Raw genomic sequence first — 24,859 nt, 5'->3', positions numbered from 1 at the left:
TAAGATCACGCATTCTTTAAACCAGGGAAAAAAGCCGGCATATCAAAGCAGCGAAAGCCATAATGCTCTAACCAACGAAGATCGGCATCGAAAAAAGCCCGTAGATCTGGCATACCGTACTTCAACATGGCAATGCGATCAATGCCCATCCCCCACGCAAAACCTTGATACTCATCGGGATCTAGACCAACATTTTGCAATACATGAGGATGTACCATTCCACATCCTAAGATTTCTAACCAATCTTCTCCCTCTCCGAAGCGGACTTCTGAACCAGAACGATCACATTGAATATCCACCTCCATCGATGGTTCAGTAAAAGGAAAAAAAGAAGGACGAAAACGCATCTTTACAGAGGGAACTTCAAAAAATGCTTTACAAAAAGTCTCATGAAGCCACATCATATGTGCAATGGTAGAGGTTTTATCAATGACAAGACCTTCTACCTGATGAAACATTGGTGAATGCGTTGCATCCGAATCCATACGGTATGTTTTGCCAGGAATAATGATACGTATCGGTGCTTTTTGCTTTTCCATTGTACGAATTTGTACAGGTGATGTATGGGTGCGTAATAATTTCCGCTCTCCCGTTTTATCAACATCAAAAAAGAACGTATCATGCATTTCGCGCGCTGGATGACCTTCAGGAAAATTCAATGCCGTAAAATTATAATAATCCGTTTCAATATCTGGCCCCTCTGCAAGAGAAAAGCCCATCTGCGTATAAATAGCTATAATTTCTTCAATGACATGTGAAATAGGATGTATGCGCCCCCGTTCTATAGGAGAAGAGCGCACAGGCAAAGTGATATCAACCGTTTCACTAGCAAGACGCGCATCCATTGCTTGGCGTTTGAGAAGATCACGCTTTTGTGCCCACAGTTCTAAAACACGATTTTTTAATCCATTAAGCAATGGTCCAATTTTATGGCGCTCACTAGCATCCATCTTTCCTAATGCTTTTAATCTTTCAGAGATACTGCCTTTTTTGCCTAATGCCGCAATACGTACGGCTTCAAGTGCCTGTTCATCACTTGCTGCTTCTAAAGCCAAACAAATTTCTTGTTCCAAACGCTCAATGTCGCTCATATTGTTGCCTATTTTTTGAATAGAAAAAAACCCGCACTCGTAAAAACCAGTACGGGGTCCCGAAAAAATGAATGCTTTAAGAGAACACGACTGGCTTACTTAACAGCACTCTCAAAAGCATTAGGTGTTGTGTTTTTCAAATATTCCAAAGCCTTCTTTGCCGAAGCAACTAAAGCAGAAAATGCTGCTTCCTCATGAATTGCTATATCTGAAAGAACCTTACGATCAACTTCAATACCCGCTTTCGATAAACCATCAATAAAGCGCCCATATGTTAAGCCTTCTGCCCGTACAGCGGCATTAATTCTCTGAATCCATAAAGCACGGAAAGTCCGCTTTCTATTTTTGCGATCACGATACGCATACTGTTTCGAACGATCAACAGCTGCTTTTGCTGCACGAATAGTATTTTTACGCCGACCGTAAAAACCTTCAGCCTGTTTAAGAACTTTTTTGTGTTTAGCGTGCGCTGTCACACCTCTTTTTACACGTGCCATGTTATATTCTCCTAAAAATCAAAAGCGTAAGGCCTATAAACCATTTGGCAAATAATGTTGAATAACTTTTTGAGCATCTTGTTCGCATAAAACCATTGTTCCACGCGCGTCACGAATAAATTTATTCGAACGCTTAATCATGCCATGGCGCTTACCGGCAGCTGCTACTTTAATTTTGCCTGACGCAGTGATTTTAAACCGCTTTTTAGCGGATGATTTGGTCTTCATCTTGGGCATTTTGCTACTCCATACATTTTATATATTCAATTGAATTTCTTTATTCTTATTTATTTAAGTTCATTCAAGTCAATTTATTGATTCAAGCGGACCAACACTTGAACAAGCCTTTAAGCAGCCACGGCATGCCCTGCCGGGCGGCTTTAACAGCGTTTTCATAAGCTAGTATCAACAAAATAGCAAGAGTATATCAAAAAAAAATCGGCGCGCCGTTTCCTTGAACTTCAACCAAAGGTGCTGGAATGGCGTTTGTTTTGATGGCAGCTTTACACAAATCAGCAATAATGCATTGCCTACAGTGTGCTTTACGTGCTTGGCAAATATAACGCCCATGTAAAATGAGCCAATGATGCGCATGACGAAGATAACGCACTGGTATAATCTTTAAAAACTTTTCTTCAACAATTTCTGGTGTCTTGCCGGGTGCTAAACCAAGACGGTTGCCAAGACGAAAAATATGTGTATCTACCGCTAGTGTAGGCTGACCAAAAGCAATATTCAAAATAACATTCGCCGTTTTACGCCCTACTCCAGGAAGAGCCATAAGGGCTTCACGACTGTTAGGCACTTGACCACCATATTGATCTATTAAAAAACAGCAAAGTGCATAAACATTGCGCGCTTTTGCGCGCCAGAGACCAATGGTACGAATATGACGTGCAATCTCTTCTTCTCCCAATGCAATCATTTTTTCTGGTTGATCCGCAAGATGAAATAATTCTTTTGTTGCTTTATTAACACTGGTATCTGTCGCTTGCGCCGAAAGAACAACTGCAACCAAAAGCGTAAAAGCATTGGTATAGATAAGATCACTCTTAGGTGTTGGACGTTGTACAGAAAAACGGCGAAAAATTTCCTCAATTTCCTCTTTCTCATACAATATTTCAGAAATTTCAGAAGATTTTTGCATCTTTGACAATTTACGCGTTCTTTGAATCATTGAACTCTCTTATCTTCTCTCTTGAAGTTATCGTCTATGCTTGCCATATGAGAGGAATGCAGCAAACACTTTTTATAGAGTTTGGTCAAATAAAGCCGCTTTGAAGAGGAAATTCACAATGACACATGTGACGCCTTTCTCCAATCCCTTTCTTTTAGGATTTGAAACGATAGAAAAAACGTTGCGACGTCTCGGTAAAGCTGATGAGACTTATCCCGCTTATAATATTGAACGTTTACATAAAAACGATGACGCAAATCACATACGTATAACTCTCGCTGTTGCTGGATTTAAAGTTGATAACCTTAATATCTTGCTCGACGATAATCAATTAATCATTCACGGTAAGCAAACAGACAATCAAAATCATCAATATTTGTATCATGGGATAGCAGCACGTCAATTCCAACGTACTTTTGTTCTCGCAGAAGGAATGCACGTTACAAATGCTGAGTTGAAAAATGGTCTCTTATCAATTAATCTACATCAACCAAAAGTAAAAAAACAAACAAAGCAGATTCCAATCGGAGTCAGTGATAGTGAGTCGTAAAAATTAAAGCGTAAAGGAATAGTGAAATGGGAGAACACAAACAAAACTTGTTGTTGCAAGATACTACCCATTTTGATGCGGGGCAGATTGCTTATTTAAAAAAGGTTTGTACAGATGATTTGGCTAAAAACTTCCCAGATCTTCCACCAATGACTCCAGGCATTACAATATGGGCTCTTTTTGGTGAAACAGGTTATCCAATTATTTTGTCTGACGAACGCTCTATTGCTCTTGCAGGTGCTAATGAGCATGAACTACAAATTGTAACTCTACACTAACCTGTTTTATGAAAAGCAACTGAAACATCTTTCTAGACCCTTTCAGTCTTGCCCAATAAGGCATGGCTATGGGTCTTTTTGTAAATAAGATAAGTTTTTTTGTAAATAAATTGAAAGAAAATCTTTTTAATTTTACAGAGTGTCACTCTTCGTAAAATTTCGTAAAATAAAGTGTTGTCATAAAAATGAGCACTGCCATAAAAACATCATCGTGCTTCACTTTGCACTCTTCCACCACATATCATTAATTTTTTTAAGCAAGCGGTATCTCTGTTTTTTTCATACAAAATATACTTTTACGAGGAAAAATTTTTACTAAACGGAGCTCTTTACAATATTTTAAGCTAGCCTTTGTTCGCACAGAGTCCATTACTCTTACAAAAATATAAAAGATAATTTTTACATTATCTCGCCGGTTATATTGATAAAGTCAACGATGATGATTGCGATGTGTATAAAAATGTATACGCACTTTTATGCGTTATGGTTCTACTATAAGGTCTACTGTATAACCAGTATTAAAGTATTTATACATGATATATATAATAGAATTAAATAGAAATTTTGGTGTCATCAAAATAATAGCTTTCTCTGTCTAGTTTTGATCTTTGTAACGGTATTGCTTTTATATTGAACTTTTTAGATCTTGATATCGCTTCTTTCTTTAATAAAGATCTTGAGACAAATCCTGTCCATAATGTTCTCAAATACCTTATAAAGGTTCCTGTTGTCTCGATATCTTCAATGTGGCAAGCGCAAAATCATATCTGCTTATAAGCAATCCTGCCTGCGTATTAATTTTAAAACGCGCACAAGCCTTGGTTGAGAATATTTCTTTCTAACGCCATCCACATGTCCTTAATTGTTGCTCATAATTTCTAGAAAGGCTTACCATACGCTGCGCCGCTTGTGTAAGCGCTGTAGAGACATAACCTCCACTGCGTGCATAAGCACCATGACCCATATGATAGTTTAAATAAAGGCTATAGGCATCATTAAATCTTACACCATTGCGTTGAACCGTTTGACGATGATACCAAGCAACAAAATCAGCAGCATCTGCAAAATTGGTACGCCATGCAAAAGATCTTCCTGTGGAACGTAGATACATTGCCCAAGTACTATCAAGCGCTTGCGAATAACCATATGCTGTCGACCGGCGTTTCCACGGAATAAAGCCTAAAAGTTTGGTACGTGGAGGGCGTGCATTGTGACGAAAATTTGACTCCATTTTAATGGTGGCAAGAATGATAGGCATCGGAATTCCATAGCGCATTTCCGCACGTTTAGCAGCCTTGCCCCAATTATCAAAAAAACCATTTTTTTGAGCTAAAATGGCGCAAGCATTGTTTGTATACAGGGGGCGGCTTGTTGTGCATCCCTCCAGCAAGAACACCAATACTCCTAACAACAAAAGGTGTCGCATCTTTTCTATTCCTCTCATTGGGAAATAAAATATGTTATAGGTAGCAAAAAAAGATTACCAACCAATAAAGAACGCTTATCTATAATACAACACATTGATTTATAATCATAATTTATCATTTTTCCTGTTGAATGAGACCCCCGAATATTATAAGACATTCTCATCTTAAATCCTCTTATGTTGAATCAATCAAAACTATGTTTCTGCACGTCATAAGCGGTGCTGTCATGTGGGTAAAAACTCTAAAGAAAGAAGTAAAAATGCCTTTAATGAATTGTCTAAATACCAAGAGCTGTCGCAACATTGGAGCCGGTAAAGAGTATGATGAGACCGGCTTGTATCTTCATAAGCGTAAAGATGGTGGTGCTCAATAGTTTTTACGCTATACCATCCACGAGTGCCGTCGTGAAATGGACTTCTGTGCACTGAGAGAGATGTCTCTTTAAAACAAGACTGTGAATTGGCAACTGGGTGACGTTCTGTTTTACGTGAGGGTCGTGCCCCCATAAAAGAACGTGAGAAACAAAAGCGTGGGCAATGCGTAATCTCCATTACTTAAAAGATATTACTGTATATGCCTTTGAAAGTCGTAAAGCTGAACGAAAAGGAGATGGTAAAAATGGCGAGTGGTTTTCATCTTTAAAACTTCATATTCTCCCTAAATTAGGCTGTTTACCGGTTTCAGAGATTACGCAAACTGATAGACGCAATACACTTGCTCCCATCTGGCATACAAAAGCTAAAACAGCAGAGAAAGCATTAATCCGCCTTAATCTTTATCTCAAACATGCTGCTGCATTGGGTTTGGATGTTGATTTACAAGCAACAGAAAAAGCACGCGCGCTCTTATACTGAAAAGCGCACTTTATTCTTCATCAACCAAACGCAATGTTTGGGACTGAACAGGAGAAGGCATTTGCTTTTGCTTTGACCCTGAATCTTGCTCTTTTAATTCAAAAGTTTCAATACGACTGGCCCGTTTCATAATTTTTGAGGATGATATTAAAATCCCTTCAATATCTTCACCTGCTTTGGAAAAATGTTTCTGTAAAGCACGCACACGTGTGTCCATTCGCCCAAAATCTTCCATCAACTTTACTACTTCTGATTGAATCAAATGCGCTTGTTCACGCATCCGCGCATCTTTCATTATGGTTTGGACAACCTGAACAGATAACATCAACAAAGATGGCGAGACAATAATCACATGTAATCGATTGGCTTTTTGTACCAATGGCTCAAAATCTTCATAGATTGTTGCAAAAATGGATTCCGATGGTACAAAAAGAAAAGCCGTATCATGTGTTTCTCCAGGAATTAAATATTTCTGCGCAATATCGCGAATATGAACGTCCATATCAGTGCGAAATTGGCGTTCTGCCTCCTGACGTTCTTGAGCTGATGCTGCTTTACGCATGGCATTCCAAGCTTCCAGAGGGAATTTAGCATCAACAACAAGAGAAGGTGCCTTATGAGGCATATGAATGAGACAGTCTGGACGTTTCCCATTGGAGAGAACAGCTTGAAAAACATAAGAATTCGCTGGTAAAGCATCGGCAATAATTGCTTCCATCCTCCCCTGACCAAAAGTGCCTCGCGTTTGCTTATTGCTTAAAATAGCCTGCAACTGAACAACTTGTCCCGTAAGCGATTGAATGTTATTTTGTGCCGCATCAATTACTGCTAAACGCTCTTGTAGACGATTCAGATTTTCATAGGTAGATTTGGTTTGTACCTGAAGAGTTTGACCCAAATTGGTGGTCATTCCATTGAGTTGTTCGCTGATAGATTTATTTAATTCTGCTTGTCTTTGACCAAAAATTTCTGCCATAGTCTGCATCCGACCTTGCATTTCAGCCTGTGTTTTCAACAATGTGTCCATCTGTATCTGTGCCTCACGAGCACGGTTAGCAATTTCACTTTCCAAAAGTGCCTTTTTCCGATGAGAATGTATCAACATAAAAAATGCTAAGCAAACAAGCACAAATAAAAGTACAATCATCCACTGAACGAAAGACTCACTGAGAAGCATAAAAGAAGGAAACGAATCAAACATAAGAGATAATATAACGCTCTTACCGTAAAAAAGTGCAAGAATCTGTTATTCTATATTGACCCATAACAAACCATTGATTAATCTACGCTTATGCCAATAAAATCTTTAGTTACTTTACCTGATCCGATTTTACGGGAAGTGTCCAAGCCTGTCGAGCATATTGATGCTGCTCTCCAGAGGCTTGCTGATGATATGTTGGAGACGATGTATCATGCCAAAGGTGTTGGTCTTGCTGCTATTCAGATTGGCATACCACTGCGTATGTTGGTTATCGATGTTTCTGGAAATGAGACCCCAAAAAATCCACTTGTTATTATAAACCCTGAAATTTTATGGCTTTCGGATGAACGCAGTATTTATAAAGAGGGTTGCCTTTCCATTCCTGAGTATTATGCGGAAGTTGAACGTCCCAAACGGTTGCGTGTTCGCTATCAAGATCGTGAAGGAAAACAAACAGAAATTGAAGCAGATGATCTCTTAGCTACTTGTTTACAGCACGAAATTGATCATTTAAATGGCTGTCTTTTTATTGATCATATTTCGAAGCTTAAACGTGATATGGTGATACGAAAATTTAAAAAACGCGCAAAAGAAAAAAAGACAGAGGAAGCACTTTTGTAATGGCATTAAGATTAAGTTTTATGGGAACACCTGATTTTTCTGTTCCCATTTTACATGCTTTATTGGATGCCGGTCATGATGTTGTTGCTGTTTATAGCCAACCTCCTCGTCCAGCAGGACGTCGTGGTCTTAAACTTATTCCCTCAGCTGTGCAAAATGCAGCACAAGAAAGATCTATTCCTGTATTTACGCCCCAAACACTGAAAACAGCCGAACAACAAGCGCAATTTGCCGCACTTTCTGTTGATGCTGCTGTTGTTGTTGCCTATGGACTCCTCCTACCGAAAGCTGTTCTTGAAGCACCCCGTTTTGGTTGTTTTAATGCCCATGCTTCACTCTTACCACGTTGGCGGGGTGCTGCACCTATTCAACGTGCAATTATGGCTGGTGATAAGGAAACAGGGATGATGATTATGAAAATGGATGAAGGACTTGATACTGGTCCTATCGCTCTTTCCCACTCCATTCCTATCACCGACAATATGACGACCTTTGAACTTTCAAATGAACTTTCACATATAGGCGCTAAACTGATGGTAGAGACACTATCTGCTCTTGAAAAAGGGCAGCTTAAACTTACCCCACAATCCGAAAAAAATATCACCTATGCCTCCAAAATTAAAAAAGAAGAAACCCGCATTGATTGGACGAAGCCTGCAGAACTTATTCATAGACATATCTGCGCGCTCTCTCCCTCTCCTGGTTGCTGGTGCAATATGATGATTGGTGGAAAAGAAGAACGCGTGAAAATTCTTGGTAGTCGTTTAACAACAGGTCCTTCCCTTGAAATTGGTCGGATAGAACCAGATTCTTTGGTTATCCATTGTGGACAAGGGCGTCTTGAAATAACCCATCTGCAAAGATCTGGTGGTAAAGTTCTTGAGAGCGCAACATTTTTGCGAGGCGCTCCTATTTCTGCTGTTTTTTAATATGCCCCGTTTTAAACTCATCCTTGAATATGATGGCTCAAATTATGCTGGTTGGCAGCGCCAAGTCGAGCTTCCTACCATACAAGGTGCCATTGAGCAGGCTATTTTTCACTTCTCTGGACAACAATTAACCATTACGACAGCAGGTCGAACTGACGCAGGTGTACACGCTACCGGACAAGTTGCACATGTTGATTTTGAAAAAAACTGGCACACACATACTATATGCGATGCACTCAATGCTCATTTACAAAAACAGGGGGAAAATATTTCAGTCTTGAATGTACAAAACGTTCCTGATAGCTTTGATGCACGATTTTCCGCTGTAAAACGTCATTATCTCTTTAAAATTCTCAATCGCCGCTCTCCACCTGCTCTAAATGCTAAACGCGTGTGGTGGTTGCCAAAACCCCTCAATGCTGAAGCGATGCATGAAGCTGCACAAAAACTCGTAGGACGACATGATTTTACCACTTTTCGTTCAGCGCATTGTCAAGCCAAAAGCCCTATTCGTACTCTTGAACGACTCGATATTCAAAGGGAAGGAGAGGAGATTCTTCTCTATGCGCAAGCGCGCTCTTTTCTTCATCATCAAATTCGTTCATTTGCTGGAAGTCTCATGGAAGTTGGTGTTGGACGCTGGACAGTAAGTGACCTTGAAGCAGCCCTTCATGCTAAAGATCGCACACGTTGTGGTGTCGTCGCCCCCCCTTCAGGACTCTATTTGACACAAGTTGATTATTAACTCCCCTTTAAAAATCATTTCCCTACAAAGTGGTTAGGACAGCTTATAAAAGACACGAATTTGTTCAAATGCTTCTGCTGCTGTATCAACAAATGTTATAAGTGTGAGATCTGAAGGAGAAATTGTACCTTGCGCAGATAAATAATCAAAATTGATTACATTGTTCCAAAATTCTTTGCCAAAGAGCAAAATTGGAACCTTTTTCATACGCCCTGTTTGCATTAAAGTGAGTGTTTCAAATAACTCGTCCAGAGTGCCAAAGCCCCCAGGGAAAATAGCTAATGCCTTTGCACGCATTAAAAAATGCATTTTGCGCATTCCCAAATAATGAAAATTAAAACATAAATGCGGTGTCACATAAGGATTAGGGGATTGTTCATGGGGTAACAGAACATTTAAACCAATTGTTGGCGCACCAACGTCAAAAGCACCACGATTTCCTGCTTCCATTACCCCTGGACCTCCCCCCGTGACAACCACAAATTCGCGATATTCAGTTGTAGCAGAATAGCATGAGCACAAACGTGCAAATTCCCTTGCTTCATTGTAATAATGCGACATAGCATGCAAATTTTTCTTTTGTATGTCATTTTTTGCTGCCCATGCTTCTTGCCCAGGCTCAGGAATACGTGCTCCACCAAATAACACAACAGTTGATTGAATATCGCATTCTTGGAGTGCTATTTCTGGTTTCAAAAACTCCAAACCAATACGTTGTGAACGTAGTTCAGGACGCATCATAAACTCTTGGTCAAGATAAGCTAAACGATAAGCAGGTGAACAGATTTGCGCTGAATTAGAGACTTTATGTCCCTGTTGGAGAGCATCTTTCACATGAAAAAATGAGCAGTAACTGTTTTTTTCTTCTTTTCTTTTTTCTTTATAGCCTTTTTTCATGCATCTGTCCTATTTCTTTATCGTTTTATTGACTGAAAACATTTCTTCACGTAGATCATAGACAATAAATCTTGAAGCTTTCAACTTGTTTAACGGAACTGCGATCATGACTCATCTTACGCAACTTGAAATGGTTATTGAAAAAGCATTTGAAGAACGCGATTCTATCAATACTATGACAAAGGGGGAAATCCGCGAGAGTGTCGACCATGTATTAAACCTTCTCGATAAGGGTGAGATCCGTGTTGCACAACGTCAAGAAAATGGGCAATGGCATGTGCATCAATGGTTAAAAAAAGCTGTTCTTCTCTCTTTCCGGCTCAATCCTATGCACCTTATTGCTGGTGGAATAAATGAAACATATTGGTGGGATAAAGTCCCTTCAAAATTTTCTGGTTGGCAAGAAACTGAGTTTAAAAAAGCTAATTTTCGTTGTGTTCCTGGAGCAATTGTCCGTCATTCTGCCTACATTGCTCCCAATGTTATCTTAATGCCATCCTTTGTCAATCTTGGTGCCTTTGTCGATGAAGGGACGATGGTTGACACATGGACAACCGTTGGTTCTTGTGCACAAATTGGCAAAAATGTTCATCTTTCCGGTGGTGTTGGAATTGGAGGGGTATTGGAACCACTGCAAGCAAACCCAACAATTATTGAAGATCATTGCTTTATCGGCGCACGATCTGAAATCGTTGAAGGTTGTATTATCCGTGAAGGAGCCGTTTTAGGAATGGGAGTCTTTATTGGAAAATCTACCAAAATTATTGATCGTAACACAGGTGAAGTTTTTATAGGTGAAGTACCCGCCTACTCTGTCGTTGTTCCAGGTTCTCTTCCCGGAAAAACACTCCCAAACGGTGAAGCAGGTCCAAATCTTTATTGCGCTGTCATAGTAAAACGTGTTGATCAAAAAACACGAGAAAAAACATCTATTAATGATCTTTTGCGTGATTAAAAAAAGTTCTGAAAATCTTAACCAATCAACGCAAAAGCGCAAATGGATAATGAAGAAGGCTCTTTTTTTCGTTATTTACTCATTTTGAGCGCTTGAATAAAAGCTGATTGAGGGATTTCTACTTTTCCGAATTGGCGCATTCGTTTTTTGCCCTCTTTTTGCTTTTCTAAAAGTTTGCGTTTACGCGTTACATCCCCGCCATAACATTTAGCCGTCACATCTTTACGCAATGCACGAATTGTCTCACGCGCAATGATTTTACCACCAATTGCTGCTTGAACTGGAATCTGAAACATATGTTGAGGAATAAGATCTTTTAGTTTTTCGCACAATGAACGCCCACGTTTTTCTGCAATCGTGCGGTGCACAAGCATCGACAATGCATCAATGGCTTCTCCATTTACCAAAATAGACATTTTAACCAAATCTCCCTCGGCATAATCCTTCATTTGATAATCAAAGGAAGCATATCCCTTCGAGATTGATTTTAAACGATCGTAAAAATCAAAAACAACTTCATTCAACGGTAAATCATATGTCACCATAGCACGTGTGCCAACATAGGACAAACTAACCTGTACCCCTCGCCGTTCTTGGCAAAGTTCTAAAATTGAACCAAGATAGTTATCAGGAGTCATTATTGTTGCCTGAATCCATGGTTCTTCGATAGAAGAAATTTTAACAACATCAGGCATATCTGCTGGATTATGCAATTCTTTGACAGAACCATCATTCATATTCATGCGATATACAACCGAAGGTGCTGTCGCGATTAAATCTAAATTAAACTCGCGCTCCAACCGCTCTTGAATAATTTCGAGATGAAGCAGACCTAAAAAACCACAACGAAAGCCAAACCCTAAAGCTGCGGACGTTTCCATTTCAAAGGAAAAACTCGCATCATTTAAACGCAATTTTCCCATGGCTGCACGTAAATCATCAAAATCAGCAGCATCAATGGGAAAGAGTCCACAAAAGACAACCGGTTGCGCAGGTTTAAAACCCGGTAACGCCTCTTCGCAAGGACGGCGCTCTTCTGTAATGGTATCACCAACCCGTGTATCCGCAACTTCCTTGATAGAAGCTGTTATAAAACCAATCTCCCCTGGACCCAATTCATCCATCTGAATCATTTTGGGCGTAAAGACCCCAACCCGTTCAACCGGATATTTTGCTCCTGTACCCATCATACGAATGGTTTGGCCTTTTTTCAGCACACCATCAATCACCCGTACCAAAACGATAACGCCAAGGTAACTATCATACCAACTGTCAACCAACATTGCCTTTAAAGGCTTATTAACATCACCAGTACGTGGAGAGGGCAATTGTGTAACAATTGCTTCCAAAACATCGGGAACACCCAAACCCGTTTTTGCAGATATTTCTACGGCTTGAGAAGTATCGATGCCAATCACATCTTCAATTTGCTCTTTAACACGCTCAGGTTCTGCTGCTGGAAGATCAACCTTATTGAGCACAACAACCAATTCATGAGAGTTATCAATAGCTTGGTAAACATTTGCCAAGGTTTGTGCTTCTACGCCTTGGCTCGCATCTACAACCAAAAGGGAACCTTCACAAGCTGCCAATGAACGTGAGACTTCATAAGCAAAATCAACATGTCCAGGTGTATCGATAAGATTTAAAATATACGTTTCACCATCTTTTGCTTTATACTGCAAACGCACTGTCTGCGCTTTAATGGTAATTCCACGTTCACGTTCAATATCCATGGAATCGAGCACTTGCTCTTTCATTTCTCGCGTCTCAAGTCCCCCTGTCATTTGAATCAAACGATCAGCCAAAGTTGACTTTCCATGGTCAATATGTGCCACTATAGAAAAATTGCGGATATAATTACGATCTCTTGTCATAGGAGGCGATTTAGCAAAGAATAGCACAAAACGCAAAGACCAATTATGATCCTTTGCAAACCTTTTAAAAAATACAAATAAAAAGAACCTTGCCAAAAACAATGTTTCATAATCTAAAAATGAGGCTTTTGTTCGCTCACCAAGCCCATAAACGAGAATGAAAACCCTGCGGGCGCATGCTTTAAGTCCTGTCTCTCATAGATTGGATAGGTAACTCATACTAAGGAGCCACAACCGATTACAGAAAAAAGAAATCATTTCATGATAGCAAGCGCACTTGTTGCAAAACTTCTAATGCTTCTAATGATAAGGGGATACGCGAAACTCTGTTGTACTATCACAGAGACCTTTCATATTCTCATTCTCAGCAGAGATGGTCCAAATATCACAATCAATCTGATTTAAAATATAATATAAAAGATTTGTACAAATGCCTGTAAAGATAAGAAACCACCAAGCTAAGTAGATCATTGTTGTTGTTTCACAAAGTATTTTATAAAAGCTGGTATCTTTCCAATCCATAGCAGGTATATTTTTGACTTTATGGCATTGTTTTCCTAAAAGCGCGCGCGCTTTTGCTATTGTCTGTCAATCAACATCTAACTCCAATGTAGCAGCATATTTGAAACAAATATGACAAGATATTGATTTATAAAGATAATTTATTTTTTGCATATTGAATTAGCCCCCCGAACATTGTAAGTTTCTCTCATCTCAAACCTGCTTATCTTGAATCAATCAAAATCTCTTGCTTGCACGTCACAAACGGGACTGATGCGTGGGTAAAAAACTCTAAAGAAAGGAGTAAAAATGCCTCTTATGAATCGTCTCAATACCAAGGGCTATCGCAATATTACGGCGGTTTAATGCTCCCTCTGCTGTTACAGCTTTTGTATGCGAATGAGAGCGAGAACATTGCATATATTGGTGGTCTGTATCACTTCTGAAACGGAGAGACTGCCTCATTTTAGAAGAATATAAGGTTGTAAAGAGAGAAACCAATTTCCAACTCCATCATCATTTTTAAATTCAGCTTTACGACTTTCGAAAGCATCCCCAGCAATATTTTTTAAATAATGAAGATTACGCATTACTTCACGTTTTTGTTTGTTACGTTCTTTAATGGGGGCACAACCTACACGAAGAACGCAATACCATTGAGTTGTACATTTACAAGCTTGTTTTAAAGAGATATCTCTTAAGGCACCCAAACCTGTTTCACGGTGCTACCTATGAAAGCTATACCGGTAAATCCATTGAGCACCACCATCTTTACGCTTGTAAAGAAGCAAAACCGCACCTATCATACTCTTTACCAGCCTTCAATATTGCAACAGCCATTGCCTTTAGATGATTCATTAAAGGTGTTTTTACGTCCTTTCTTTAGAGTTTTTGTAATCCACATGATCATTCCACTTATAGATATGCAAAAAAATGGTTTTGATTGATTCAATATAAGTAAAAATAAGCAAGATTGAAATGAGAGAATCTTACGGTATCTAGGAGTCTCATTTAATATGAATAGATTATTTTTATAAATCAATGCGTTATAAGATAAATGCAATATCAGTGATAAAAATAATAACAATGCTCTTCATGTTCTTATATCCGTTGGTATGCGTCGCTTATGTTACAATATGAGAAATGCATATATAGCTAAACTTGCGACTAAAATTCGCAAAAAATTCTGTTTTAATTTGCACACGATAAAAACGATAGAAGCAGATTAATCTGTTCAACTCTTTAACTTTTCGAAATATATTTTTTTGCGCAATACCTCTTGAAAAAGGGTATCTTGCTAAAAGATTTTTTCTCTCTTCTTGTTTAAAAGTAAAAAAGAATCCCCTTCGTTTTTATGCAAAAACAATGAAAGTTCTTTCAATAAAAACATCATAAAAAAGCACAACAGGAAAGATGAGACAAAATTAATCCGTTTTTTTAATGACTTTATCTTTTTTACGCCATTGTGAAGGTTGTAACTCCGCCACGATGATTCCAATCAGAATGAGCATTCCTCCCAATAACGCTAAAGAGGATAAACGCTCACCAGCTAAACGCCCAACAATACCAGCCCATACCGGTTCTCCTGCATAAATAAGTGTTGCGCGCGTAGGTGAAATAGACTTTTGTGCCCAATTCATTGCTAATTGAATGATAGCACTCATCAATGCCAATCCTGCACCAATACTCAACCATATCCATGAAAACTCAGGAATTCTTTCCCCCACTAAAGGCATACAAAAAAATGAAAAAAGACCACCAAAAAATAACTGTATAATTGTTACCCGTCGACTATCAACTTTGTTGGCAAAAATTCCGATGAGTATAATTTCTCCAGCAATTGCTAAAGCACCTAATAAAGTTAGAATTTCACCTTTTGAAAAATCAAAACTCCCTGGCTTTTGTCCAGAAACAAGGATAAGACCAATAAAAGCAAAAACAATACCAATCCAACAAGCTAAACGAGGGGGCTTTTTAAAAACAATCCACTGCAAGATTGGAACCATCGGAACATAAAGTGCCGTAATAAAAGCAGACTGACTACTCAGAATTGTTTGAAGCCCCATAGCTTGCAAACCATAACCCAAAAACATCCCTAAACCAATCGCTATCCCTGCAAAAATTTCATAAACAGTTACACCTTTCAGAGAACGCCCAAAAATTACCCCACACATAAATGACGCAACCATAAGACGAAATCCAACAAAAAAGAGGGGACCACTATAGCGTACCGCAATGTGAGTCACTAAAAAGGTAATGCCCCATAATATTGTCGCAGCAAATAACGCCAATTCCTGCTTGCTCAATAACGGATGTTTCAACAGTTCTCTATCAACCATGAAAGATTTTTGCCTCCAATTTTTCCACATCTTATGCAACAATAAGTGTTCCAACACCTTGTTCAGTAAAGAGTTCTAGCAAGACAGAATGGGGGGTTTTACCATTTAAAATAACCACACCTTCTACACCATTTTGAAGAGCCTTTATACAGGTTTCTACTTTTGGAATCATTCCCCCTGAAATTGTCCCATCTTTGATGAAACTTTCCGCTTCAGAAATAGTCAATTCTTTTAAAAGTTTACCCTGTTTATCCAAAACACCAGGGACATCGGTGAGAAATAAAAGGCGTTTGGCCTCTAATGCACCGGCAATAGCTCCAGCAAAAATATCAGCATTGATATTATAGGTTTTGCCATCACGGCCTGGAGCTACAGGAGCAAGAACTGGAATCATTTCAGAACATGCTAAAAGATCTAATAATGTGCGATCAACTTCAACGGGTTCACCAACAAACCCCAAGTCTAAAACACGTTCAATATGCGAATCAGGATCAATGACCGTTTTATATGTCTTTTCGGCAAAAACCATATTGCCATCTTTGCCACACAATCCTATTGCCCATTCACCCTCAGCATTAATAAGAGCAACAATTTCCTTGTTTATGGAACCTGCTAAAACCATTTCAACCACTTCAACGATACGCTCATCAGTGACGCGTAAACCGTTTTCAAAGCGTGATTCAATCCCCATTTTCATCAAAATTTCAGCAATTTGAGGTCCTCCACCGTGAACAACAACGGGGTTAATGCCTGATTGTTTTAATAAAGCAATATCACGGGCAAATGCCCGTCCCAAAGCAGCATCGCCCATAGCATGACCGCCATATTTTACAACCACCGTTTCATTTTCATATTTTTGCATATAAGGTAGAGCAGACGATAAAAATGCTGCTTGTTCTTCAAAAACATCTGCAACATCGCTTTCAACATCATCCATCAAAAAGCCTCCTCTTTACTTTTTACCCAATCTTTATGGAATTTAGGGAAAGTGAAAAAAATTTAAAGCACGTTTTACTCTATCCATCCCCCTGAAAAACATTCATTTTTCTTTCAATGACCTCAAAATTTATAACGAGATGAAACAAAACAGCTTTCTTAAAAAGAACTATTATCTAAAAATCAAATAAAATAGGCGTACAAAATTTCACTGTTTCATAACCTCATATGTATAAAATTTGGAAGCAGAATTTAGAATAATTTTTAAGCTGCATTGTACATTCAACTTAATATTTTTACCTCAAAATGGAATCTTTAACAATCAATAGAAAGATATACAATCATTGATTTTATAAGATGCAAACAAAATCATATATAATAATGAAATGAGGCATCATATCGCAAATACAGGAAATGACTCAATCATACATCCATTCTTTCTAAATAGACTAAAATTTGAACTTAAAATTCGTCTTTTTCTCAATTATTGAGAATGAAAAATATCAATTATATGATTTATGACTCTATATTATGAAAAAATATAATATATTAATCTATAATCATAATTTGTCATTTTTGACTTAAATAAAAGCCTTTCATATAGGAATACTTCCCCCAATTCCAACCCCCTTTTTATGATGAATCACAATAAAAGCCATTTGTTTATATGTTACAAATGGTATTGGCATATAAAATACTTTAAAAAGAACGAAAAAATCTCTTATGGCACATCCAATGTAAGAGATATTAGAGACGAACAAATAAATGATAAGATAAACCAGTGTAGTGCTATATCTGAAAACTTGTAGCACAATACAACCTCTTATCTTTAAATCATAAAAAACCCTTGAAGAGAGCTTAAAATTATTCGATTGTTCCTCTCTTCGTTATAGTCCTAATAGCTGAAGCCATAGACAGAGAGTCAGTAAAAAGTATTATGAAAGAAATGAGAATAACGCTTCACAGAACTTCTTTGATGATAACAAAAATCTTTTTGTTATCATCAAACTAAAAATGGTTCTCTCTCTTCTCTCTATAAAAGATCGTTCGGTTCTTTTATTGAAAAGACCACAGAGCTTATATAGCAAATGTGTATAGTGCTTTACTTAACAGTGTGAAAATCAATAAAAGGCTTTTATTTTTTCAATTTTTTATAGAATAAAGGCATTACTCTTTTATTTTCCCGTCTCAAAAATAAACAAGAGCAGAATATTCATCCTAAACCTTTTAAACCTGATACGCTTCTTGCTTTAAGTGCTTTTCTTGTTCATAAACCCTCTGCTCCTTTTAAAGAGACGTGTCTTTTCGTAAGGAGTCATGAAAATTCTGTTCAACGGCAACACATTGATTTATAATGATAATTTACTGTTTTGCATATTGAGTGAGACCCCCGAATATTGGAAGATTCTCCCAATTCAAATCATATTATGTTCAATCTTAAAGTCACTTATTTGCACGTCATAAGTGGGGTTGGTGTGTGGGGTGAAAACCGTTTAGAAAGGAGCAAAAATGCCTTTAATGAATCGTCTCAATACCAAGGGCTGTCGCAACATTGGGGGCTGGTAAATATAATGATGGTGCTGACTTGTTACGGATTCACTTCATGTTCTCGCAGTCATCCGCTCTTTCAGAAAGAGGAATGTTCCTTCATCCCTCTACAAAAATTGCGATACAATAAAAACTTTAATGAAAAGTGATTTTTCAAATATGCTCTTCCAATCATTAATTCTAGTGTGCATATATTAATGTTGTCTCGAGATATTTTCAAAAAATTCTTTCATGCGTGAAAAGAAACCATGCGATTGCGGTGAATTCTCATGATTTGAAAGCTTCTCAAACTTTTGTAACAATTCGCGTTGCTCTGATGTTAATTTCTGCGGTGTTTCAATAGTGATATGAATATAAAGATCACCCCTAGCTTGTTGACGACGCAACATGGGCATTCCTTTCCCTTTAAGGCGGAACTGACGCCCGTTTTGGGTCCCTTCTGGAACCTTAACACGCGTTTTGGTACCATTAAGGTCGGACACCTCAAATTCACCCCCTAAAGCAGCTGTTACCATCGAAATAGGAACACGACAATGAAGATCCGCCCCTTCTCGTTGAAAAAACTCATGCGGCTTAATAGAAAGAAAAATATAAAGATCACCGCTAGGACCACCACGAATACCGGCATCTCCCTCACCAGAAAGACGAATACGCGTTCCATCTTCAATACCAGCTGGAACATTCACGCTCAATGAACGATTTTTTTCTATCCGTCTCGTCCCCTGACATTTTGGACATGGATCGGTAATGGTTTCACCACGCCCATGACATGTAGGACATGTGCGTTCAATAGAAAAAAAACCTTGTGCAGCACGTACACGTCCAGATCCATGACATGTTCTACAAACTTGTGGCTTAGAGCCCTTTTTCGCGCCAGATCCTTCACAAACATCACAAGTAACCGAACTCGGAATATCAATTTGTGCAGTTTTTCCTGAAAAGGCCTCTTCCAAGGTCACTTCCATATTGTAACTCAGATCCGCACCACGCTCGCGGCCATCATTGCGTTTACGGTGCATCCCCCCCATAATCTCACCAAAAAAATCTTCAAAAATGTCAGCGAATCCACCTCCCGCAGCAAAACCACTAAAGGGATTTGCACCCTCGCGGCCATTACCTTCAAAAGCCGCATGACCAAAACGATCATAGGCAGCACGCTTTTGAGGATCTTTGAGAACTTCATAAGCTTCGCCAATTTCCTTAAATTTTCGTTCTGCTTCTTTATCCCCTGCGTTGCGATCAGGATGATATTGCATTGCCAACTTACGAAAAGCAGATTTTAACTTTTTATCATCGCATTCGCGTGTCACGCCAAGAATTTCATAATAATCTACTTTCATCATGTATTCCTGATAATTTCTATTATCCATCTTGATGGATAATCTTTGCTTTCAATTTATATTTTTAGTAAAAAAGTTGCAACTCATCCCAAATGATAAAGCCCAGCCTTATATTTCAAAAGCCGGGTTTATCAAGGGGTTACCACATTTGCTTATACTATTTCTTCTTATCATTAATTTCTTCAAAGTCAGCATCAACCACATCATCATCCTTTGTCTCTGTGTCTTCAGTGGCTGTTGCTGCTTGCGAAGCTTCATACATAGCCTGTCCAAGCTTCATACTCACTTCTGCTAGTTTTTGCATTTTTGCTGTTACTTCTTCAGTATCGGTGCTATCAAGCACAGACTTTAAATCAGATATCGCGGTTTCAATCTGTTCTTTATCTTCAGATGATACCTTATCACCATATTCTTTCAGCGATTTTTCAGTTGAATGGATAAGAGCCTCGGCTTGATTTTTAGCCTCCACACCTTCACGGCGTTTTTTATCCTCAGCTGCGTGATCTTCTGCATCTTTTACCATTTTTTCAATATCAGCGTCACTTAAACCGCCCGATGCTTGAATACGAATTTGATGCTCTTTACCAGTTCCTTTATCTTTAGCCGAAACATTGACAATACCATTTGCATCAATATCAAAAGTAACTTCAATCTGAGGCATACCACGCGGTGCTGGTGGAATACCAACAAGATCAAATTGCGCTAATAACTTGTTATCATTAGCCATCTCACGTTCACCTTGGAAAACACGAATAGTCACAGCATTTTGGTTATCATCAGCTGTTGAAAAAACTTGCGATTTTTTCGTTGGAATAGTGGTATTGCGTTCAATAAGGCGTGTGAAAACGCCTCCCAATGTCTCAATTCCCAAAGATAAAGGCGTCACATCCAAAAGCAACACATCTTTCACATCACCCTGCAATACCCCACCTTGAATAGCCGCTCCCATTGCGACAACTTCATCGGGATTAACGCCTTTATGGGGATCCTTGTTGAAAAATTTTTGCACAACTTCTTGAATCTTGGGCATACGTGTCATGCCGCCCACTAAAACAACTTCATCAATCTCACCCGCTTTCAAACCTGCATCTTTTAACGCAGCTTTACAAGGCTCGATAGTGCGTTGAACCAAATCATCAACGAGAGATTCAAATTTTGCCCTCGTCAATTTCATCGTTAAATGCTTGGGACCAGATTGATCCGCCGTGATAAATGGCAAATTAATTTCTGTTTGTTGTGAAGAAGAAAGTTCAATCTTTGCTTTTTCTGCTGCTTCCTTTAAACGCTGCAATGCCAATTTATCATTCTTTAGATCAATCCCTTGTTCTTTCTTGAATTCATCGGCAAAATAACCAACGAGGCGCATATCAAAATCTTCACCGCCTAAAAAAGTATCTCCATTGGTCGACTTAACTTCAAAAACACCATCTCCGATTTCAAGCACAGAAATATCAAATGTACCGCCACCAAGGTCGTAAACAGCTATGGTTTTGCCGTCTTTTTTATCCAAACCATAGGCTAAAGCCGCAGCTGTTGGCTCATTGATAATCCGCAAAACTTCAAGTCCAGCAATTTTACCTGCATCTTTGGTAGCCTGACGTTGTGCATCATTGAAATATGCAGGGACAGTAATAACCGCTTGCTCAACTTTTTCACCAAGATAAGACTCGGCTGTTTCTTTCATCTTTTGCAAAATCATCGCAGAAATCTGTGATGGAGAATATTTCTTACCGGCTTCTTCCACCCAAGCATCACCATTATCGCCTTTAACAATTTTATAAGGCACAAGTGCTTTATCTTTTTCAACCATGGGGTCATCAAAACGACGGCCAATCAAGCGTTTAACTGCAAAAACCGTTCCTTCAGGATTCGTAACAGCTTGCCGTTTAGCAGGTTGTCCCACAAGTCGCTCTCCACCATCTGTAAAAGCAACAACAGAAGGTGTTGTACGTGCTCCTTCTGAATTCTCAATCACTTTTGCGTTTTTGCCATCCATAACAGCAACACAAGAGTTCGTCGTCCCCAAATCAATACCAATTACTTTTGCCATATTATAATCTCCATTCAGCAAGCTACCTCAACCTTCATCAAGCATCTTTCTAAGACAGCTCCTCGTAAAACTTAAAAGCCTGCACCTCACTGCAAAGTTACACAGACAACAAACAGCAAGTCGCAATAGCCTTTTCTGCTCCGTATATAAGAACACGCTCTTATCGCTACAAGAGAAGAATGAGAGAAACATTCTTAAAATAAAATTTTTCTTTAAAAAGAGGCATTCTTATTATACTCAGACAGCCCTAATTGTATAAAAAAGCTGCTTTTTTTCATTGAAATTGAAAAAATACAAGATAATGACAAGACTTTTTCCTTGATTCCTCACAAGAAAAATTTCTTAAAGGCCACTCAAACGCAAATGATTTATATCACAATCATAGCTTCCCGTACCCAAATCTCTATAATGAATGATACTATAGAGGCACAACGCCCCCTATAACATGAAATCTCATCATGCTAAATGTATAATTTATAAGAAGTTCCGCCAATCGCCCCTAATAGTTCCACCTCTAATGGCTTAGAGAGTCAACATTCCTTTAGATATACCTTACATAACATTCTTCTAATAGAATCTTTTTTCTCTGCTTATTAAATTTGTAAATATATTAAAAGTTGTCTTTTGCCTTTAAGCACACTGTTATCTTAAAATTTACCGCCTTCCTCTAAAACCAAGAAGCTCTTCTCTTTGCTTCTTACATTTAAATTCATATAACTCTCGCAATTCCCTCTTTTATTTTGCATAAAAATTCTGCTAAAAGTAAGTAAAAGTGAAACACACTCAAAGAGGGTAAATCAATGATAATATTTATTGTCGGAAGAATAAAAGATCTTATATCTAAAAATCTAACTCTCACACAATCTCTACTCAGGAATATTATCAAAAATATTGTGTGGGCTTGTTTCTTTACTTTTGTAACCCTGCCTGCAACTGCTCAACAATATAAAATTGGAGATATCGAAATCCTTCATCCTTGGACGCGCGCAACACCTAAAGGTATAAAAGTAAGCAGTGGTTATCTCTATATCATTAATCACAGTGATACCCCTGATCGTTTGGTTTCTGTTTCAACAAATGGCGTACAAACAACAGAAATCCACTCCATGGCTGTCGTTAATGATATTATGAAAATGGAAAAAATGCACAATGGTGTTGAAATTCCTGGAGATGGTGAAGTCTCTCTTAAACCTGGAGGTGACCATATCATGTTCATGGGGCTTTCACAGCCATTTAAATCAGGTGAAAAAATTAACGCAAAATTAACATTTGAAAAAGCAGGAACCATTGACGTTGAATTTTCCGTACATGCTATACATGATAAATCACCTGCCAAAACAGATTCTACGCATTAAACTCTTTTATGACAATTTAACGCGTAATTAAGCATAATATTAATGAAGGAGCATGAAGAGAATTTTCATACTCCTTCATTTTATGTAACTCCGTAAAAATAAGATTTAATCTCTTTCTGAATTAAGCGCGGTCAATTTCAGGAATACGCAAAACTTGTCCAGGATAAATTTTATCGGGAGATTTGAGCATTGGCTTATTGGCTTCAAAAATAAATGTGTTTTTATTCCCTTGTCCTTTTCCATAGACTTCTTCAGCAATTTTCCAAAGATTATCACCAGATTTAACCTCATAAAAGCGAGACGCTTTTGTAGATTCAGCATTGGCAATCTTTAATTGGTCAATATCAACAGAAGAAATACCCTGTGAATTACCAACAACCAAAAGCGCTTTTTCAAGAGTTTCTCTATCTGGAACCTCACCGCTCAAAATAGCTTTGCCGTTTTCAACCTGAATATTTACTTTTTCCGTACTCAGTTGAAAATTATCAAAGGCATTTTTAAAATCCTTTTCTTCTGGCTCTTTATCCCCAATACCTAGTTTTTCCCCAACCGTTTTCATAAAATTAAAAAATCCCATTGTGTCCTCCTATTGTGCGGTGGAAAAAAATCTTTTGTATATATATCACCGCGCTTCTTTGCTCTTAAAAACAGATAGGCGGTTTTTCTAAACTTCAACAATCAAAAACAAAACTGTTCAATTATGGGACAATGCCAATAATAAATTTTGATAAAAAATGACTCTATGAAAAATTTCTCTCAAGAAAATGGATCTTAACACACGCAAAAACATTATAAAATTATGAAAGCAAAACAAGCTTTTATCGTCATGATGAAAGGTTTTTTACTCTGCTACAATTTGTATCATATTTGTTTTGCAAAAAAAATGTGAAATCCCATATAAATAATATGGTTAGTTTGCTACTACAGCAATAGAAAGGTCTGAGAAACCATGAAAGATGCACCAGCAATCACGCAAACGATTGTACTTGTTGATGATGACCGCAATATTTTAACATCTTTATCTTTTGCGCTTGAGACAGAAGGCTATCGAGTTGAAAGCTACACAGATGGAGCATCTGCACTCAAAGGCTTAACACTTCATCCCCCACATTTAGCCATTTTTGATATTAAAATGCCCCGAATGGATGGAATGGAACTCTTGCGTCGATTGCGTCAAAAATCTGATATTCCTGTTATTTTCCTCACCTCTAAGGATGATGAAATTGATGAGCTGTTTGGTCTCAAAATGGGCGCAGACGACTTTATTACTAAACCTTTCTCTCAACGCCTGCTTATTGAACGGGTAAAAGCTATTTTGCGTCGTTCCAGTGCACGTAACCAGCCGCTTGCAACTGGAACTTCTCCCACCTCTTCTCTTAAACGTGGTGATCTGGTGATGGACCAAGAGCGTCATACCTGTACATGGAAAGATAAACCTGTTACCTTAACTGTTACAGAATTTTTGATTCTGCAGACCCTAGCACAAAGACCAGGAGTTGTAAAAAGTCGTGATGCTTTGATGGATGCTGCTTACAGTGATCAAGTCTATGTAGATGACCGCACCATCGACAGTCACATTAAACGTTTGCGTAAAAAGTTTAAACAAGTGGATGATGATTTTGCAATGATTGAAACACTTTATGGTGTAGGCTATCGTTTCCATGAGGTATGAAGTTCTTTTGTCGCATTCG

At 38.3% G+C, this 24,859-nt stretch carries 22 protein-coding genes and 3 pseudogenes; 10 read left to right on the top strand and 15 right to left on the bottom strand.

What is annotated here, in order from left to right:
- Positions 1-5 precede the first annotated feature (5 nt).
- From pheS to nth, 4 genes are all read right to left on the bottom strand, one after another.
- On the bottom strand, positions 6-1,091 hold the full coding sequence (pheS, locus tag LNM86_RS12555) for a phenylalanine--tRNA ligase subunit alpha (protein WP_241437930.1): 1,086 nt from the start codon (positions 1,089-1,091) through the stop codon (positions 6-8).
- A gap of 95 nt (positions 1,092-1,186) precedes the next feature.
- The gene (gene rplT / locus LNM86_RS12550) at positions 1,187-1,588 is read right to left on the bottom strand and encodes a 50S ribosomal protein L20 (protein WP_241437929.1); all 402 of its coding nucleotides are present in this window, start codon (positions 1,586-1,588) and stop codon (positions 1,187-1,189) included.
- Positions 1,589-1,621: 33 nt separating this feature from the next.
- Positions 1,622-1,825 (bottom strand): 50S ribosomal protein L35, encoded by a 204-nt coding sequence (rpmI, locus tag LNM86_RS12545; RefSeq protein ID WP_241437928.1) that lies wholly within the window; start codon positions 1,823-1,825, stop codon positions 1,622-1,624.
- Positions 1,826-2,015: 190 nt separating this feature from the next.
- On the bottom strand, positions 2,016-2,765 hold the full coding sequence (nth, locus tag LNM86_RS12540; RefSeq protein WP_241437927.1) for an endonuclease III: 750 nt from the start codon (positions 2,763-2,765) through the stop codon (positions 2,016-2,018).
- A gap of 118 nt (positions 2,766-2,883) precedes the next feature.
- Here nth and LNM86_RS12535 point away from each other — a divergent pair, with 118 nt between their 5' ends.
- Both LNM86_RS12535 and LNM86_RS12530 read left to right on the top strand, forming a co-directional pair.
- The gene (locus LNM86_RS12535; protein ID WP_241437926.1) at positions 2,884-3,315 is read left to right on the top strand and encodes an Hsp20 family protein; all 432 of its coding nucleotides are present in this window, start codon (positions 2,884-2,886) and stop codon (positions 3,313-3,315) included.
- 26 nt (positions 3,316-3,341) lie between these two features.
- On the top strand, positions 3,342-3,593 hold the full coding sequence (locus LNM86_RS12530; RefSeq protein WP_241437925.1) for a BQ00720 family protein: 252 nt from the start codon (positions 3,342-3,344) through the stop codon (positions 3,591-3,593).
- 838 nt (positions 3,594-4,431) lie between these two features.
- Here the strand turns inward: LNM86_RS12530 and LNM86_RS12525 are convergent.
- Complete coding sequence (locus tag LNM86_RS12525) at positions 4,432-5,019, bottom strand: transglycosylase SLT domain-containing protein (RefSeq protein WP_241437924.1); 588 nt, start codon at positions 5,017-5,019, stop codon at positions 4,432-4,434.
- A 410-nt stretch (positions 5,020-5,429) separates the two neighbouring features.
- Here LNM86_RS12525 and LNM86_RS12520 point away from each other — a divergent pair.
- Positions 5,430-5,868: pseudogene (locus tag LNM86_RS12520) on the top strand (phage integrase central domain-containing protein); the annotation flags it as partial.
- A 16-nt stretch (positions 5,869-5,884) separates the two neighbouring features.
- Here the strand turns inward: LNM86_RS12520 and LNM86_RS12515 are convergent.
- Positions 5,885-7,075, bottom strand: coding sequence for a DNA recombination protein RmuC (locus LNM86_RS12515; protein WP_241437923.1), 1,191 nt, complete (start codon positions 7,073-7,075; stop codon positions 5,885-5,887).
- Between the two features lie 90 nt (positions 7,076-7,165).
- On the opposite strand from LNM86_RS12515, the gene def reads away from it, so the two are divergent.
- The 3 genes from def to truA are packed head-to-tail and all read left to right on the top strand — an operon-like array spanning position 7,166 to position 9,370.
- The gene (def, locus tag LNM86_RS12510) at positions 7,166-7,696 is read left to right on the top strand and encodes a peptide deformylase (RefSeq protein ID WP_241437922.1); all 531 of its coding nucleotides are present in this window, start codon (positions 7,166-7,168) and stop codon (positions 7,694-7,696) included.
- A complete protein-coding gene (gene fmt, locus LNM86_RS12505; protein ID WP_241437921.1) occupies positions 7,696-8,625 on the top strand; it encodes a methionyl-tRNA formyltransferase in 930 nt (309 codons plus the stop codon). Before def ends, fmt begins: the two co-directional genes overlap by 1 nt.
- Position 8,626: 1 nt before the next feature.
- On the top strand, positions 8,627-9,370 hold the full coding sequence (truA, locus tag LNM86_RS12500; RefSeq protein WP_241437920.1) for a tRNA pseudouridine(38-40) synthase TruA: 744 nt from the start codon (positions 8,627-8,629) through the stop codon (positions 9,368-9,370).
- A gap of 33 nt (positions 9,371-9,403) precedes the next feature.
- Here truA and LNM86_RS12495 read toward each other — a convergent pair whose 3' ends face one another.
- Positions 9,404-10,267, bottom strand: a complete 864-nt coding sequence (locus LNM86_RS12495) for an LOG family protein (RefSeq protein ID WP_241437919.1) — start codon at positions 10,265-10,267, stop codon at positions 9,404-9,406.
- 106 nt (positions 10,268-10,373) lie between these two features.
- Here LNM86_RS12495 and dapD point away from each other — a divergent pair, with 106 nt between their 5' ends.
- On the top strand, positions 10,374-11,222 hold the full coding sequence (dapD, locus tag LNM86_RS12490) for a 2,3,4,5-tetrahydropyridine-2,6-dicarboxylate N-succinyltransferase (protein WP_241437918.1): 849 nt from the start codon (positions 10,374-10,376) through the stop codon (positions 11,220-11,222).
- A gap of 71 nt (positions 11,223-11,293) precedes the next feature.
- Here the strand turns inward: dapD and lepA are convergent, their stop codons facing one another.
- The 5 genes and pseudogenes from lepA to argB all read right to left on the bottom strand — a co-directional run bounded on the left by lepA (position 11,294) and on the right by argB (position 16,876).
- Positions 11,294-13,099 (bottom strand): translation elongation factor 4, encoded by a 1,806-nt coding sequence (gene lepA / locus LNM86_RS12485; RefSeq protein ID WP_241439028.1) that lies wholly within the window; start codon positions 13,097-13,099, stop codon positions 11,294-11,296.
- A 300-nt stretch (positions 13,100-13,399) separates the two neighbouring features.
- The gene (locus LNM86_RS12885) at positions 13,400-13,621 is read right to left on the bottom strand and encodes a hypothetical protein (protein ID WP_308219217.1); all 222 of its coding nucleotides are present in this window, start codon (positions 13,619-13,621) and stop codon (positions 13,400-13,402) included.
- Between the two features lie 306 nt (positions 13,622-13,927).
- Positions 13,928-14,458, bottom strand: a pseudogene (locus LNM86_RS12475) (Arm DNA-binding domain-containing protein); the annotation flags it as partial.
- 566 nt (positions 14,459-15,024) lie between these two features.
- Positions 15,025-15,939 (bottom strand): DMT family transporter, encoded by a 915-nt coding sequence (locus tag LNM86_RS12470; RefSeq protein ID WP_241437917.1) that lies wholly within the window; start codon positions 15,937-15,939, stop codon positions 15,025-15,027.
- 31 nt (positions 15,940-15,970) lie between these two features.
- A complete protein-coding gene (argB, locus tag LNM86_RS12465; protein ID WP_241437916.1) occupies positions 15,971-16,876 on the bottom strand; it encodes an acetylglutamate kinase in 906 nt (301 codons plus the stop codon).
- Positions 16,877-18,384: 1,508 nt separating this feature from the next.
- Here argB and LNM86_RS12460 point away from each other — a divergent pair.
- Positions 18,385-18,466: pseudogene (locus LNM86_RS12460) on the top strand (DUF4102 domain-containing protein); the annotation flags it as partial.
- Between the two features lie 151 nt (positions 18,467-18,617).
- Here the strand turns inward: LNM86_RS12460 and dnaJ are convergent.
- Both dnaJ and dnaK read right to left on the bottom strand, forming a co-directional pair.
- Positions 18,618-19,763 carry a molecular chaperone DnaJ gene (dnaJ, locus tag LNM86_RS12455; RefSeq protein WP_241439027.1) on the bottom strand — a complete coding sequence of 382 codons (1,146 nt, stop codon included), beginning with the start codon at positions 19,761-19,763 and terminating at the stop codon, positions 18,618-18,620.
- Between the two features lie 157 nt (positions 19,764-19,920).
- Positions 19,921-21,813, bottom strand: coding sequence for a molecular chaperone DnaK (dnaK, locus tag LNM86_RS12450; protein WP_241437915.1), 1,893 nt, complete (start codon positions 21,811-21,813; stop codon positions 19,921-19,923).
- 800 nt (positions 21,814-22,613) lie between these two features.
- Between dnaK and LNM86_RS12445 the strand changes: the two genes are divergently transcribed.
- Positions 22,614-23,168 (top strand): copper chaperone PCu(A)C, encoded by a 555-nt coding sequence (locus tag LNM86_RS12445; RefSeq protein ID WP_241437914.1) that lies wholly within the window; start codon positions 22,614-22,616, stop codon positions 23,166-23,168.
- Between the two features lie 121 nt (positions 23,169-23,289).
- On the opposite strand, the gene lysM is transcribed toward LNM86_RS12445, so the two are convergent.
- The gene (lysM, locus tag LNM86_RS12440) at positions 23,290-23,745 is read right to left on the bottom strand and encodes a peptidoglycan-binding protein LysM (RefSeq protein WP_241437913.1); all 456 of its coding nucleotides are present in this window, start codon (positions 23,743-23,745) and stop codon (positions 23,290-23,292) included.
- A 372-nt stretch (positions 23,746-24,117) separates the two neighbouring features.
- Here lysM and LNM86_RS12435 point away from each other — a divergent pair, with 372 nt between their 5' ends.
- Positions 24,118-24,840, top strand: a complete 723-nt coding sequence (locus LNM86_RS12435) for a response regulator transcription factor (RefSeq protein ID WP_241437912.1) — start codon at positions 24,118-24,120, stop codon at positions 24,838-24,840.
- The last annotated feature ends 19 nt before the right edge of the window (positions 24,841-24,859 follow it).

It is taken from the genome of Bartonella machadoae, assembly GCF_022559585.1.
Lineage (GTDB): Bacteria > Pseudomonadota > Alphaproteobacteria > Rhizobiales > Rhizobiaceae > Bartonella > Bartonella machadoae.
Note: the sequence above shows the minus strand (reverse complement) of the source record. Positions and strands in the feature narration are given on the sequence as shown.